The 13,229-nt window shown below is 71.4% G+C and carries 15 protein-coding genes; 7 read left to right on the top strand and 8 right to left on the bottom strand.

Annotation, left to right across the window (positions count from 1 at the left end):
- Positions 1-14: 14 nt before the first annotated feature.
- Both ABZ815_RS27545 and ABZ815_RS27540 read left to right on the top strand, forming a co-directional pair.
- Positions 15-524 (top strand): SigE family RNA polymerase sigma factor, encoded by a 510-nt coding sequence (locus tag ABZ815_RS27545; protein WP_357702765.1) that lies wholly within the window; start codon positions 15-17, stop codon positions 522-524.
- Positions 521-1,651, top strand: coding sequence for a hypothetical protein (locus ABZ815_RS27540; protein WP_357702764.1), 1,131 nt, complete (start codon positions 521-523; stop codon positions 1,649-1,651). The genes ABZ815_RS27545 and ABZ815_RS27540 overlap by 4 nt, the downstream gene beginning before the upstream one ends.
- On the opposite strand, the gene ABZ815_RS27535 is transcribed toward ABZ815_RS27540, so the two are convergent.
- From ABZ815_RS27535 to ABZ815_RS27520, 4 genes are read right to left on the bottom strand one after another with little or no spacing between them, the layout of a single operon-like run.
- Positions 1,646-2,488, bottom strand: coding sequence for a TIM barrel protein (locus ABZ815_RS27535; RefSeq protein WP_357702762.1), 843 nt, complete (start codon positions 2,486-2,488; stop codon positions 1,646-1,648). The genes ABZ815_RS27540 and ABZ815_RS27535 overlap by 6 nt on opposite strands.
- Positions 2,489-2,493: 5 nt before the next feature.
- On the bottom strand, positions 2,494-3,303 hold the full coding sequence (locus tag ABZ815_RS27530; protein WP_357702760.1) for a carbohydrate ABC transporter permease: 810 nt from the start codon (positions 3,301-3,303) through the stop codon (positions 2,494-2,496).
- A gap of 20 nt (positions 3,304-3,323) precedes the next feature.
- Positions 3,324-4,211 (bottom strand): sugar ABC transporter permease, encoded by an 888-nt coding sequence (locus ABZ815_RS27525; protein WP_357702758.1) that lies wholly within the window; start codon positions 4,209-4,211, stop codon positions 3,324-3,326.
- A gap of 28 nt (positions 4,212-4,239) precedes the next feature.
- Positions 4,240-5,562: an extracellular solute-binding protein gene (locus ABZ815_RS27520; RefSeq protein WP_357702756.1), complete on the bottom strand. Its 1,323-nt coding sequence runs from the start codon at positions 5,560-5,562 to the stop codon at positions 4,240-4,242.
- A gap of 286 nt (positions 5,563-5,848) precedes the next feature.
- Between ABZ815_RS27520 and ABZ815_RS27515 the strand changes: the two genes are divergently transcribed.
- The 3 genes from ABZ815_RS27515 (at position 5,849) to ABZ815_RS27505 (ending at position 8,941) form a co-directional block, all read left to right on the top strand.
- Entirely contained in the window at positions 5,849-6,850 is a 1,002-nt protein-coding gene (locus ABZ815_RS27515) for an SIS domain-containing protein (RefSeq protein ID WP_357702754.1), read from the top strand.
- Between the two features lie 86 nt (positions 6,851-6,936).
- Positions 6,937-7,809, top strand: a complete 873-nt coding sequence (locus tag ABZ815_RS27510; RefSeq protein ID WP_357702752.1) for a PfkB family carbohydrate kinase — start codon at positions 6,937-6,939, stop codon at positions 7,807-7,809.
- Positions 7,810-7,852: 43 nt separating this feature from the next.
- Entirely contained in the window at positions 7,853-8,941 is a 1,089-nt protein-coding gene (locus ABZ815_RS27505) for a LacI family DNA-binding transcriptional regulator (RefSeq protein WP_357702750.1), read from the top strand.
- A gap of 24 nt (positions 8,942-8,965) precedes the next feature.
- Here the strand turns inward: ABZ815_RS27505 and ABZ815_RS27500 are convergent, their stop codons facing one another.
- Positions 8,966-9,253: a DUF3040 domain-containing protein gene (locus ABZ815_RS27500; protein WP_357702748.1), complete on the bottom strand. Its 288-nt coding sequence runs from the start codon at positions 9,251-9,253 to the stop codon at positions 8,966-8,968.
- Between the two features lie 358 nt (positions 9,254-9,611).
- Entirely contained in the window at positions 9,612-10,214 is a 603-nt protein-coding gene (locus tag ABZ815_RS27495) for a DNA starvation/stationary phase protection protein (RefSeq protein ID WP_357702746.1), read from the bottom strand.
- A gap of 190 nt (positions 10,215-10,404) precedes the next feature.
- Between ABZ815_RS27495 and ABZ815_RS27490 the strand changes: the two genes are divergently transcribed.
- Positions 10,405-10,539, top strand: a complete 135-nt coding sequence (locus ABZ815_RS27490; protein ID WP_357702744.1) for a hypothetical protein — start codon at positions 10,405-10,407, stop codon at positions 10,537-10,539.
- 126 nt (positions 10,540-10,665) lie between these two features.
- Here ABZ815_RS27490 and ABZ815_RS27485 read toward each other — a convergent pair whose 3' ends face one another.
- Together ABZ815_RS27485 and ABZ815_RS27480 are read right to left on the bottom strand one after the other, a co-directional pair.
- Complete coding sequence (locus ABZ815_RS27485; RefSeq protein ID WP_357702742.1) at positions 10,666-11,106, bottom strand: PPC domain-containing DNA-binding protein; 441 nt, start codon at positions 11,104-11,106, stop codon at positions 10,666-10,668.
- Positions 11,107-11,143: 37 nt separating this feature from the next.
- Positions 11,144-11,707, bottom strand: coding sequence for a hypothetical protein (locus ABZ815_RS27480; protein ID WP_357702740.1), 564 nt, complete (start codon positions 11,705-11,707; stop codon positions 11,144-11,146).
- A gap of 75 nt (positions 11,708-11,782) precedes the next feature.
- Between ABZ815_RS27480 and ABZ815_RS27475 the strand changes: the two genes are divergently transcribed.
- Positions 11,783-13,229: serine/threonine-protein kinase (locus ABZ815_RS27475; RefSeq protein WP_357702738.1), on the top strand; the 1,447-nt coding region annotated here is incomplete at its 3' end.

Raw genomic sequence — 13,229 nt, 5'->3', positions numbered from 1 at the left:
GGGAGAACACCACATTGGACGCTCACGACGGCTTCCGCGAGTTCGTCATCGCCCGGCAACAGGCGCTGATGCGGACCGCCTACCTCCTCGTGGGCGACCCTCACCTGGCCGAGGACCTGCTCCAGAGCGTGCTGGTCAAGGTCGTGCGGCACTGGCACAAGCTGGCGCGCGAGGGCAACCCCGAGGCGTACACGCGTAAGGCGCTGGTCAACCAGTACATCTCGTGGCGGCGCCGGCCGGACCCCGAGCTGCCCAGCGCCGACCCGCCCGAGCGCGCGGTCACCTACGACGACGACGCGCTCGACCGGATCGTGCTGCGGCAGGCGCTGGGCAAGCTGACGCGCAAGCAGCGGGCGGTGATCGTCCTGCGTTTCTGGGAGGACCTCACCGAGGCCCAGACCGCCGACGTGCTCGGCTGCGCGGTCGGCACGGTGAAGAGCCAGACCCACCACGCGCTGGCGCGCCTGCGCGAACTCGCTCCCGACCTCATGGACTCGCGAATCGCTCAGGAGGCGGCCCGATGACCAGACTGCGTGACGCACTGAACGGCTTGGCCGAGGAGGCTCCCCCGGCGAACCTGGCCGACCTGGCCGACCTGGCGGTGGTCGGGTACCGGCGCAGGCGACGGTCCACGGCGACGCTGGCGGCGGTCGCGACGATCGCGGTGCTGGCCGGGGTGACGGCGACCGTGCTGATGGCCGGGCCGCGGCGGACGCCGGCCGCCGCGCCGCAGGAGGCACCAGTGCCCGTGCTGCCGGCGGGCGAGGTGGGGACGCTCAGCCACGCCTACCTGGAGACCTGCCTGCCCCCCAAGGGAAAGGACCCGCTGCCCGACTGCGTGCCGGACGAGTGGCGGGTGGTCACGAGCGCGGGCAAGACGTACCGGGTGCCCCAGGCGCTCGGGACGACCACCCGGAACCGCCGCGTGCCCGTCGCCGTCAGCCGCGACGGGCGCATGTTCGCCTACTACGACAAAGACGCGGGGGCGCACGTCGTCCGCGACATGGTGACCGGCGTGGAGACGGTCTCCGCCGCGAAGGTGAAGGAGGAACGCCTCGGCGTCGGCTCCATGCTGGTGGTCTCCGACGACGGCCGCCACCTGGCCTTCGACCCGCGCGAGGGCACCAAGGACCCCGGCCTGCTGATCGACGTGCGGACCGGCGGGACGGTGCCCGTCCCCGGCGTGTACGAGCCGGTCGCCATCAAGGACGGCGTCGCCGAGCTGGTCCGCTACCGCAGGACCGACCTGCTGTTCATGCCGGTCACCGGCGGCGGCAGGCCGGTGCGCTTCGACGGCGTCTTCATCATGTTCAGCGAGCTCGCCCCGGACGGCCGCACGGTGGTCGCCTTCGAGTTCCCGCCCGGCAAGAAGGCCCAGCCCGAGTACGTCACCCGCAGGCTCACCGTGCTCGACACCAGGACCGGCCGCACCCTGCGGAAGGTCTCCGTGAAGGGCCTGCCGAAGAGGGCGGGCATCGACGACGCGACGATCTGGCAGAGCCCGTCGGAGGTCACGCTCGCCGTCGAGGTCGGGCCGGACACCCGGGCGTACGCGGTGGACGTCCGCACCGGCCGGGCCAGGCCGGTGGCCAAGTATCCCGGCCGGTCCTGGGGACAGCTGGTCCTGCCCGGAGCCGCCGGCGGGCTATGAGGCTCCCGGGAGCGCTGCCTGTACGGAGGCCAGGCAGCGCTCCACCACGGGACGCGGGTCGAAGGCGTAGTCCCCGGCCCCGAACAGCTCGAACGTCATCGCTCCCCGGTATCCCCTGCGGCCCAGCGCCGCCAGGTACGCGGCGAGCGGCAGCTCGCCGTCGCCCCAGGCCAGGTGCCCGGTGGGGGAGCCGTCGACCAGGTGCACGTGCCTGACCCGGTCGCCGAGGGCGTCGAAGTAGTCGTCCACGCCCTCCCCGGCCGCCGCCATCGCCACGGTGTCCAGCACCGCGCCCAGGTTGGGGGCGCCCACCTCGTCGATCATGCGGGCCAGCGTGGGCGCGTCGTTGACCAGGTTGGACTCCACCCGCTGCAACGCCTCCAGCACGCATGACACGCCGAGCGTCCCGGCGTACGCGCAGATCTCGCCGATCGCGTCGGCCGAGCGCCGCCAGGCGCCGGCGACCGGCTCGTCCTCGAAGCCCCGGCCGGGGGTCAGCAGCAGCAGCTCGGCACCCAGCTCGGCGGCCAGTTCGGCGGCCCGGCGGAACATCGCCACGCTCCCGGCCCGCAGCCGGCCGTCCGGCGAGGCCAGGTTGACGGGGTAGGCCACCTGCTCGGGCGTCAGGCAGCGGACGGTGAGCCCGCGCCCGGCGGCGCTGCGGCGGATCGCCCGCGCCTCGGCGTCGCTCAGCCACGGGACGTGCAGCTGCGGCGCGACGCCCCACAGCTCCAGGTGCTCGCGACCGAGCGCGGCGGCGTCGTCGAGGAAACGGTCGAAGGGCAGGTGCTGGTAGGCGAAGTTGGAACCGGTGACCTGCCGCAGTGACAACGACATCAGACTCACTTCCCGACCCCGTCGGCGAGGCCCTTGACGATGTAGCGCTGGCCGAGGAAGAACAGCAGCACCACGGGCAGCGCCGCGATCACCATCCCGGCGAAGACGACGGGGAAGTCCGTGCCGTGCTTGCTCATCAGGCTGGTCAGGCCGACCGGCAGCGTCTGGACGCCGGAGCCGCTGGTGAAGACCATCGCGAACAGGTACTCGTTCCAGGCGAACAGGATGTGCAGCAGCACGGTCGAGGTGAGGATCGGCTTGCACATCGGCAGGATGATCCGCCAGAACGCGGTCCACCGGCCGCAGCCGTCCATCTCGGCGGCCTCGTCCACCTCGCGGGGCAGGTCGATCATGTACGCCCGGATGAGGAACGTCGTGAACGGGACGCGGAACGCGGTGTAGAGGATCAGCAGCGCCCAGAAGCTGTTGTACAGCCCCATGGCCTGGAACATCTTGACCAGCGGCACGAGCGCCACGGTCGGCGCGAGCATGAGCCCGCCCAGGATGCCCATCGTGACGAACCGGTTCAACGGGAGGTTCACCCGGGTCAGCCCGTAGGCCGCCCACGCGCTGACGAACACGGTGGCGACCGTGGAGGTGAGCGTGACCAGCACACTCGTCGTCAGGTAGTCGCTCACCCCCCGGTTCCACGCCTTCTGGTAGCTCTCGAAGCTCCAGCTCGACGGCAGCGCGAACGGGTTGCCGAACAGCTCGCTGTTGGACTTGAACCCGTTGAGCACCATCCACAGCAGGGGATAGAGCACGACCACCGCGAGACAGAGCAGGAACGCCCAGAGGAACACGCGCGCGATCACGCCGAGAAAGCCACGGCGACTCACCATTCCACCCTTCTCCTACGGGTGACCCACATCTGTCCCACGGCGATGCCGAGCGTGATGACGAAGATCACTGTCGCGATGGCGGCGGCGTAGCCGAAGTTGTTGCGCACGAAGCCGCTGCGGTAGAGCCAGGTGCCCAGGACCTGGCTGGAGTTGTCGGGGCCGCCGCTGGTCATCACCATGACCTCGTTGAACACCTGGAAGGCGCCCGAGACGGTGACCATCATCATCAGCCCGGTCATCTCGCGCACGAGCGGCACGGTCACGTGGAAGAACCGCCGGACCGGGCCGGTGCCGTCGATGGCGGCGGCGCCGTAGATCTCGCGGGGGATGCGCTGGATCGCGACGGCGAACAGCAGCGTCGAGTAGCCGAATCCCTGCCACTGGCTCATCGCGATGATCGCCGACATGGCGGTGCTCTCCTGGCCCAGCCACGCCTGGGCCAGGCCGTCCAGGCCGATCGCCCTGAGCAGGTGGTTGAGCGGGCCCAGGTTGGGCTCGTAGATGAAGTAGAAGAGCAGGCCGGCGACGGTCATGGAGATCGCCGACGGGATGAAGTAGACCGCCCGCAGGCCGCGCTGCCACCGCTCGCTGCGCACGCCCTCGATCAGCGCGGCCAGCAGCAGCGCGCCGAACACCTGGAAGACGATCGAGACCACCGCGTACAGGACGTTGTTGCCCAGCGAGGACCAGAAGACCGGGTCGTCGACCAGCTTGCGGTAGTTGTCGAGCCCGACGTACTCCTGGGTGCCGCTGTAGATGTCCCACTTGAGGGTGCTGAACTGGAAGTTCTGCACCAGCGGCAGGTAGACGAACACCACGACCAGCGCGAGCGCGGGGGCCACCCACGCCAGGCCGAGCGCCCGTTGACGTATGGCACGCACCGGCATGCTCTCCCTCCGGCCGCCCGGCCTACTTCGCCGACTCCGACGCCTCGCGGACGCTCGCCAGCACCTTGTCGGGGGTCGAGCCGCCGCTGATCAGCGCCTCGCCGCCGGCCAGCCAGGCGTCGGCGACCTCGGGCACGGTGACGGTGTCGAGCCACGCGGCCAGCCGCGGCGCCTTGTTGACCTGCTCCATGCCCTCGTAGACGGCCTTGCTGGAGGTCTCGGCGGTGACCGCGCCGACGACCGTGCTGGGCTGCCCGTACGGGGGCGCCGACAGGGTCCTGGCGTTCTCGGTGGAGGTCACGAACTTCATGAAGTCGACGGCCAGCGCGGCCCGCGGCGACCTGGCGTTGATCAGGTAGCCCTCGGGCGCGCCCTCGATCGTCTTCGGGTCGCCGGCCGCGTTCTGGGGGACCGGGAGCTGGAAGATGCCGAAGTCGTCCGCCTTGAGGCCGTTCTTGTCGGTGGCGTTGTCGAACTCCAGGACCTCCTGGTAGTACATGGCCGCCTTGCCGTCGTGGAAGGCCTGCTGGGCCGAGCTGTAGAGCACGCCGTTGGTGCCCTTGCCGGTGTCGGTGCAGGTGTCGACCAGGGTCTTGAACCGGTTGAGCGCGGTCACGTAGCCCGGGTTGTCGAGCTTGGCCGTCTTCGGGCTGAAGTCGGCCTGCAGGACGTCGGCCGGCACGTCGTAGGCGAAGAGCTGCTGGAGGTAGTGCAGGGCGGGCCAGCCGTCCTTGTTGCCGAAGGCGATCGGCTCGTAGCCCGCCTTGCGCAGCGCCGCGCAGCTCCCGACCAGCTCCTCGAACGAGCCGGGCACCTTGACGCCGGCCTTGTCGAAGGCGGTCTTGTTGTAGCCCATGAACTTGCCGTTGCCGTACAGCGGGATGCCGTAGTACTTGCCGTCGTAGGCGAAGGCCGACAGGGAGCCGGGGCTGAACGTGCCGCCCCACTCGGTGCCGGGGCCGATCACCTTGCTCAGGTCGGCGGCCCGGCCGCCGCGCACGAAGTTCTCCGCCCAGTTGCCGCTCCAGGTGAAGAAGACGTCGGGCAGCGCGTCGGAGGCGGTCAGCGTCTTGGTCTTGTCCTTGACGCTCTGGTCGGTCTCCTGGATGAGCTCGACCTTCACTCCCGGGTGCTTCTTCTGGTACGCCGCGGCCAGGTCCTCGAAGTACGGCTGCAGCGGGTCGCCGGCGAACTTCGTGAGGACGCTCAGCGTGCCGGAGAAGTCGGGCGTGGCGGACAGGTCGGCGGCGGGGGCCTTGGCCGCTCCGTCGCCGCCGCCGGAACAGCCGGCCAGGGCGAGCGTCCCGAGGAGCGCCGCGAACGACGTCATTGCGCGAGGGCGCATGGGCTTCCTTTCTCTCGGAGGGAGAGGGGGACCTGCCGGTCCGCGGTGGGGGTGTTGGCTGACTGTACAGATGAACTGATACCGGTACCAGAGCGCAGAGGAAGATTTTCTTTCCGGGCGGCTCCCTGCGGGCTTTTCGTCGAGGTGAAACAGCAGGCTGCTTCAGGTTCTCGCAGGTGGGGTGTTGACGCGTGGCCGGATCCTGTGCCACCGTGACCTCCGCGTGATACCGGTATCAGGCCGCTGGGCGGCGCCGGCCCGCAAGCATTCCCGAAAGGACGCGAAGATGCTCGGATTCAACGAGCCGGAATTCCTGTCGCAGCTGGCCAGCACCGTGGCCCTGCGCCCCCAGATTGAGGAACTCGTCGATCGGCTCGTGGACCAGGGGTTCGACACCCTCCTGCTCGTCGGCGCCGGCGGCACGTACGCCCAGATGTGGCCCTACGAGCACCTGGCCAGGCGGAGCTCGACGCTCGACGTCCGCGCCGCCGTCGCGGCCGAGCTGGTCGTCTCCGGCGACGCCCGCCTCGGCGAGCGCACGGTCGCGATCTTCACCTCGGTCTCCGGCACCACCGAGGACAGCCTGCGCGCGATCGAGTACGTCAAGGACAAGGGCGCCTACACGGTCGGCTTCACCGGCTACCCCGACTCGCCGATCGCCAAGGCCGTGGACGCCGTGCTCGTCTCCGAGCCGAAGGCATGGCCGTTCGACCAGCAGATGTTGCTGTTCATGGGCCGCCTGCTGTCGCGCCGCGGCGAGTTCGAGGGCTACGAGAAGCTGGCCGGCGAGCTGGCCGGGCTGCCCGGCGTGCTGCTGGAGGTCGCCCGGCAGGCCGATCCGGTGGCGTCCGCCTTCGCCGAGGCCCACAAGGACACCGGCTACCACTTCCTCATCGGCGGCGGGAACCTGTGGGGATTCACCTACCTGTACTCGATGTGCATCCTTGAGGAGATGCAGTGGCTGCGCACCACCAGGGTGCACAGCGCAGAGTTCTTCCACGGCTCGCTGGAGCTGCTGGAGGAGGACACGAGCGTGCTGATCTTCCAGGGCGAGGACGAGACACGCCCGCTCACCGACCGCGCGGAGGCGTTCGCCCGGCGCGTCTCCAAGGACGTCACCGTCTTCGACACCCGCGACTACCCGCTCGACGGCATCAGCCCCGAGTTCCGCGGCCTGCTCGCGCCGCTCGTGCTCGACACGGTGATGGGCCGGGTCAGCAAGCACCTGGAACGGGTCCGCGACCACTCGCTCGACCTGCGCCGCTACTACCGGGTCATGGACTACTAGGCCACCGCCACCCCGCTCCCGCTCCCGCCCGTCGGGACGGGAGCGGCCACGGCCTGCCCACCCCGAACCCCCGGCACAGGAGAAACATGAGAGTCCTCGGCTTCGGCGACAACATCGTCGACCGGTTCGTCGATCGGGGCATCGACTATCCGGGCGGCAACAGCGTGAACGTCGCCGTCTACGCGGGCCGCCTCGGCGTCGAGGCCGCCTACCTCGGGGTCTTCGGCGACGACGACCTCGGCGGCTTCCTGCGCGAGGCCGTCGCCGCGCAGGGCGTCGCCGTCGACCGTTGCGTGGTTCGTCCCGGCGAGAGCGGCGTCTCCCGGCTGCGCGTCGACGACGGCGACCGGGTCTTCCTGGGCTGGAACGGCGGCGGCGTCACCGTGCGCGAGCCGCTGTCGCTGGCCGGCGACCTGCTGGCCTACGCCGGCTCGTTCGACCTGGTGCACTCCAGCGTCTACTCCGGCAGCGAGGACGAGCTGGCCGGGCTCGCCGGCCTGCGTCCCCTGGTCAGCTTCGACCTGTCCAGCGAGGACGACTACCGCGCCCCCGCCTACCTGGACCGCGTCTGCCCGCACGCCGACCTGGTGCTGTTGTCCTGCTCCCACCTGGACGAGGCGGGCACCCGCGACCTGCTGGCCCGGGTGGTGGCGAGCGGCGCCCCCCTGGCCCTCGGCACCAGGGGCGTGGACGGCGCGATGGCCTACGACGGCCGCGACCTGGTCGCCGCCCCCGCCCGGCTGGTCGAGGACCCGGGCAAGATCGTCGACACCATGGGCTGCGGGGACGCGTTCCTGGCCGGGTTCGCCGTCTCGCTGCTGCGCGACGGCTGGCGCAAGGGCGTGGCGCCCGGCCGCGGCAGGATCGAGCGGGCGCTGCTGGCCGGTGCGGAGACCGCCTACGAGCAGTGCTTCGTCGAAGGCGCGTTCGGCTTCGGCAGGCCCGCCCCGCGCGACTAGCATGGGCGTGCCCGCGACCCCCCAGAAACGAGGAACCCGTTCGATGGCAGCCGACCGGAGCCAGTCGGGCCGGCCGACGATCTCGGAGGTGGCCGCCGAGGCCGGCGTCGGCCGTGCCACCGCGGCCCGCACCCTCGGCGGCTACGGCTACGTCAGCCCCGAGCTGCGCGAACGGGTGCTGGCGGCGGCCGAGAAGCTCGGCTACCGCGCCAACGCCCTGGCCCGCAGCATGTCCACCGGGGTCAGTCACACGCTCGGCGTGATCCTGGCCGACATCGGCAACCCGTTCTTCGCGGGCGTCCTGCGCGGCATCTCCGACGCCTCGCGCGCCCGCGGGTTCGACACGATCGTGCTGAGCACGTACGAGCGGCTCGACGAGGAGGTGGCGGCCACCGACGTGCTCATCGACAAGCGGGTCGACGGCGTGATCATCGCCTCCGCGGCCGTGGGGCGCGACGAGGTCAAGCACATCAGGGCGGCCATGGGCCGGGGCATCCCGATCGTGCTCGTCGACCGCGCGGTCACGCCGCTCGACCTCGACACGGTCGTCATCGACAACCGCGGCGCGGCCCGCGAGGCGGTCGAGGTGATGATCGCGGCCGGCCACCGGCGCATCGGGTTCGTGTGGGGGCCGTCCTCGGTCGACCCGCCCGTGACCAGGCGGGCGCTGCTGGAGAAGGCGCGCAACGTGTGGACCGACGGCGAGCGCCTGCGCGGCTACCTCGACGCGCTCGACGACGCCCGCATCCCCTTCGACCCCGAGCTGGTCATGACCGGCCCGAAGACCGAGGAGTGGGCCACCCAGGAGGTGGCCCGGATGCTGGCGCTGCCCGACCGCACCACAGCCCTGTTCTGCACCGAGACCGACGCCGTGACCGGGGCGCTGCGGGCCGTACGCGCCGCCGGGCTGTCCTATCCGGCCGACATCTCGCTCATCGGCTTCGACGACAGCGCGTGGGCGGCGGTCATGGACCCGCCGCTGACGATGATCGAGCAGCCGGTCCACCAGCTCGGCGCGAAGGCGGCGGAGGTGCTGCTCGACGTGCTCGACGGCGGCGAGCCGCGGCACGACGTGCACACGCTGCGCTCGCGGCTGGTCACCCGCGCCTCGGTCGCCCCGCCGCCGTCCTGAGCGGCCCCGCCGTCGATCACCCGCTCAATGGTGGGTGACCTGTGGCGAGGTGGTCACCACCTCGCGCGTGGGGCGCGGCGCGGGCGGGGTGCGCGGACGGCCCGCCGCCACGAACACGACCGCCGACAGCAGCGTCATCGCGACCACGATGATCAGGATGAAGGCCATCTCCCGCCGCGTCACCGGACAGCGGCGGCGGCGGGCCGGTTTGGCGTTGAGCGCGTCGATGCGGCAGGCGAAGTCGCGGTCCTGCCAGCGCAGATCCTGCTCGATCTCGGCCAGGATGCGGCGTTCGCGGTCCGACAGGCTCATGGCCGCCGCTCCCGTCCCGCGACGCCGTGTGCGGGGGCGGGCCGTGAGGTCAGCGGTTCGGTCATGTCGTTCTCCGTCGCTCCCGGTCAGAAGTAGCCCCCGTCAGGGCGGCTTGGTCGGGGCCGGCCCTGGTCAGGGGGCGTCCCGCTGGTGAGGCGCGCTTTCGTGGCGGCGCGCTCTGGCGGGTCGCCGGCGGGCCTGAGGGCCCGCGATTCCTCCCGTACCCGGGGGCGCAGGCTCGATGCGGTGCCTTACCGCGCCCGGAATGAACTGTTACGCCCGTACGGCGATGTCCACCTAAATCCAGACATTTCCTTCACCTGCGATCGAGTCCCGGCTTACCGGGCCCGGCCCCCGGTCACCTGTCCGGCTTCTCCACCAGCGGGGTGTCCACCAGGTGCTCGATCAGGAACCAGGTCTGCAGCTCGTTCGTCCTGATGACGTCGGAGACCAGCAGGTCGTTGGTGCCGTCGTCGCCCATCTCCTGCGCCCGGTTGGCCGCGTCGTGGGCGGCCACCAGGATGGTCTCGTGCGCCTCGATCAGGCGCGAGAGCATGGCCGGCACCTCCTCGCAGCCGTTCGGCGGGCGCGGGATCACGGTGATCTCGGCCACGTGGCGCGGATCGCCCACCGCGACGCCGCCGAGGGTCTGCACGCGCTCGGCCATCTCGTCCACCAGCGCGATCTGCTCCGAGGCGTGCTTGTCCAGCAGCAGGTGGAGCTGGTAGAAGGTCGGGCCGCGCATCAGCCAGTGGTGCTTCTTGTAGAGGCTGTAGAGGATCTGGGTGTCGGCCAGGATCTGGTTGAGGCGCTGGCAGGAGTACTCGCGCGCGTCGCGGGAGAGGCCGAGCGGGAACATCCGCACGGTGCCGTACTCCTGGATCTCCACGCCGTTCACGTGCAGCCACGGCTGGCTGTCGGGCTTCGACCGGGTCGGCTTGGTGGAACGTTTGGTGGGCACGTACATCTCCTCAGAAAGGCGGAACAATCGCCCGGAAACCTCCCCATGGACGCGCCAAGGGCCCCCACGAGCCTGCACAAGAGCCGGTCAACATCCGATGTCGGCGCCCGTTTGCCCGCAGGTCGGAGGGGTAGCCGGAGGGGTGGGCGCGGGGGAGCCCCGCGCCTCGTCTTCCTGAGGGGGGATGACGATGCGACGCAAAGAGTCCGAGGACCAGGAGACGCCCGCGGCCGACCTCGAAGGCCCCGAGAACGACGAGCCCTACGACGAGGAGCGCGAGCGCTTCGAACGCCTCAAGGAACTGAACCCGGACGACTTCGAGTGACCGCCGGGCCGCCCCTGGACCCACCACCACCGGACCGGCCACTACCGGACCGGCCACTACCGGACCGGCCACTACCGGACCGGCCGGCGGGCCGGGTCTGCCCGGGTCAGTCCGGGTCTGCCCGGGTCAGTCCGGGTCGATGAGGGCCAGGCCGGTGGCGGGGTCGTGGCGGCGCCTGAGGTAGCGCGGTGACTGCGTGACGATCACTTCCAGCGTCGGCCACACCTCGCCGTCCAGCAGGTGGCCGCCGCGGGTCGTGCCGTCCGGCAGGCCCACGACCACATGGGCGTGCAGGTGGGGCCCCACGTCGTCGTCGGGCATGGCGAAGTCGCCGATCAGGGAGAGCACCTCGGTCTGCCGGTCCACCGGGATCGGGTCGTAGCGGAGCGCCTCGGGGTCGAAGAAGCCCAGCGTGACCCGCCGGAACCCGCCGATGCCGGTCAGGCGGGCGGCGCGGATGCCGTTGCCGGCCGCCCACTCCGTCAGGCTCCGGACCACCTCGTCGCCGGGGTCGAGGACGACCGCGTACGTCTGCTCCTCGTTGGTCGAGAGCCGCTTGCTGCGCATGACGATCTCCTGCCCGCAGGGCGCGCGGGCAACCGGGTCACCGCCAGACGGCCTTGGCCAGGATGTCCCCGAGCCCGGGGGTCTTCCACTGGTCGACGACGAGCACCTTCTCCTTGCGCAGGTACCAGATGCGCTGGGTGTAGGCCACCGAGGTCGGCTTGCTGGTCTTCGTCTGGCAGGTCAGCTTCCACTCGGTGAAGCGGGCCGGATGCCCCTTCCCCACCTGGACGGTCGCGGCGCGCGAGGGCTTCAGGGGCGCGACGCCCTCTACGTAACGTTTGTCGGGAACGCACTCCATGACCCCGCTGCTGGGGTGGTACGGCTGCCCCGCCCGGTAGGGGCCGCCCTCTGAGGCGTAGGCGATGGCCTGCCGGCCGCCGATGGAGAAACCGGGGCATTCCATCGCCTGCTTCGAGCAGGCGCCGGTGACCACGTCGAGCCCTCCGACCGGGTCCTTCTTCACCTTCCATGAGACCGGTACCTGGATGGTGAAGCCCTGGAACGACACGGATTTGGTGGCCTGCGCGGGGGTTCCGGTGAGGACGAGCGCCGCGCTGAGCGTCAAGGTCATGAGCACGGCGGCGATCTTAGGTCCTGTCATCGAGGGAATGTCAAGGGCCGATAAATCGGGAAAAATGGTCACAACTTTCCGGACGATCATCGCATCCAACCGTCCGTGAACGTGCTGACCGCCGACGATCCCCAGCGCCTGGGCGGCTACTGGCTCGCCGGACGGCTGGGCGCCGGCGGCCAGGGCGTCGTCTACGAGGCCTACGCCGAGGACGGCGTCCGGGTCGCGATCAAGGTGCTGCACGGCGACGAGGCCGGACGGCTGGCCAAGGAGGCCGAGGCGGCCGGGCGGGTCGCCTCGTTCTGCACGGCCCGCGTGCTCGCCGCCGAGCTGGACGGCCCGCGTCCCTACATCGTCAGCGAGTACGTCGCCGGGCCCAGCCTGCGCCAGGCGATCGCCGCCGGACGCCGCTTCGCGGGCGGCGACCTGCACCGACTGGCCACGGCGGTGGCGACGGCGCTCACCGCCATCCACGAGGCCGGCGTGGTGCACCGCGACCTCAAACCGGACAACGTGCTGCTGGGCCCGGACGGCCCGCGGGTCATCGACTTCGGCATCGCGCGGACGGCCGAGATGTCGCTGACCGCGACCGGCCTGGTGACCGGCACGCCGACGTACATGGCGCCCGAGGTGTTCGGCGGGCAGCGGGCCGGCGCCCCCGCGGACGTGTTCGCCTGGGGCTGCGTCGTCCTGTACGCGGCCACGGGCGCCGACCCGTTCGAGGCCGAGAGCCTGGGCGGGGTGATGCACCGGGTGCTGTCGGCCACGCCCGACCTGGCCGCGCTGCCGGACTCGCTGCGCCCGCTGGTGTCGGCGGCCCTGAGCAAGGAGCCCGGCCGGCGTCCCGAAGCCCGTCAGCTCCTGCTCGCGCTGGTCAGCGGGGACGGCGGGCTCGACACCGCGCGGCTGCTCGAACGCGGGCGACAGGCCGCCCGCGTCGCCGAGGCCGCCGCGGACCCGGCGCTCGGCACGCTGGCCGAGGACTCCTACGCGCTGCTCGCCCCGGCGGAACGGGAGCTGGCGCCCGAGGTGTTCCTGCGCCTGTTCACCGTGGACGCGCAGGGCGAGCTGGCCACCCGGAAGGCCGCCCTGGACGAGCTGGTCGCCGGCAGGCCGGCGGCCGAGACGCCGGCGGTCACCAGGATCCTGGAGGTGTTCGCGTACCTGCTGGGCCGCGACGGGCGCGAGGTCTGGCTCGCCCGTCCGGCCCTGCCGCACGCCTGGCCGCGGCTGCGCCGCTGGATCGAGGCCAACAAGGAGGGGCTGGTCGTCCACGGCCCGATCCTGGCCGCCGTCCGGCGCTGGGACGAGGGCGGCCGCAGGGACGGCGGCCTGTTCCACGGCACGATGCTCGACGACGCCCTGAGCTGGGCCGCGACCGCCCGCCGCGACATCAGGCTGTCCCAGGCCGAGCGCGAGTTCCTGGAGTCCTCGGCGCGGCTGGCCAAGCGGCGGGCCCGCCGCGCCCGGCTCCTGACGCTGAGCCTGGCGGGGCTGCTGGTCGTCGCGCTGGTCGCGGGCGGCCTGGCGATCCAGCAGAGCAGGCTCGCCG

The organism is Nonomuraea sp. NPDC047529 (assembly GCF_040642995.1).
Lineage (GTDB): Bacteria > Actinomycetota > Actinomycetes > Streptosporangiales > Streptosporangiaceae > Nonomuraea.
Note: the sequence above shows the minus strand (reverse complement) of the source record. Positions and strands in the feature narration are given on the sequence as shown.

Coding starts and splice junctions, on each gene's coding strand:
- ABZ815_RS27540 (WP_357702764.1), top strand. CDS start 521: ATGACCAGACTGCGTGACGCACTGAACGGCTTGGCCGAGGAGGCTCCC.
- ABZ815_RS27535 (WP_357702762.1), bottom strand. CDS start 2,488: ATGTCGTTGTCACTGCGGCAGGTCACCGGTTCCAACTTCGCCTACCAG.
- ABZ815_RS27520 (WP_357702756.1), bottom strand. CDS start 5,562: ATGCGCCCTCGCGCAATGACGTCGTTCGCGGCGCTCCTCGGGACGCTC.
- ABZ815_RS27515 (WP_357702754.1), top strand. CDS start 5,849: ATGCTCGGATTCAACGAGCCGGAATTCCTGTCGCAGCTGGCCAGCACC.
- ABZ815_RS27510 (WP_357702752.1), top strand. CDS start 6,937: ATGAGAGTCCTCGGCTTCGGCGACAACATCGTCGACCGGTTCGTCGAT.
- ABZ815_RS27505 (WP_357702750.1), top strand. CDS start 7,853: ATGGCAGCCGACCGGAGCCAGTCGGGCCGGCCGACGATCTCGGAGGTG.
- ABZ815_RS27500 (WP_357702748.1), bottom strand. CDS start 9,253: ATGAGCCTGTCGGACCGCGAACGCCGCATCCTGGCCGAGATCGAGCAG.
- ABZ815_RS27490 (WP_357702744.1), top strand. CDS start 10,405: ATGCGACGCAAAGAGTCCGAGGACCAGGAGACGCCCGCGGCCGACCTC.
- ABZ815_RS27485 (WP_357702742.1), bottom strand. CDS start 11,106: ATGCGCAGCAAGCGGCTCTCGACCAACGAGGAGCAGACGTACGCGGTC.
- ABZ815_RS27480 (WP_357702740.1), bottom strand. CDS start 11,707: ATGACAGGACCTAAGATCGCCGCCGTGCTCATGACCTTGACGCTCAGC.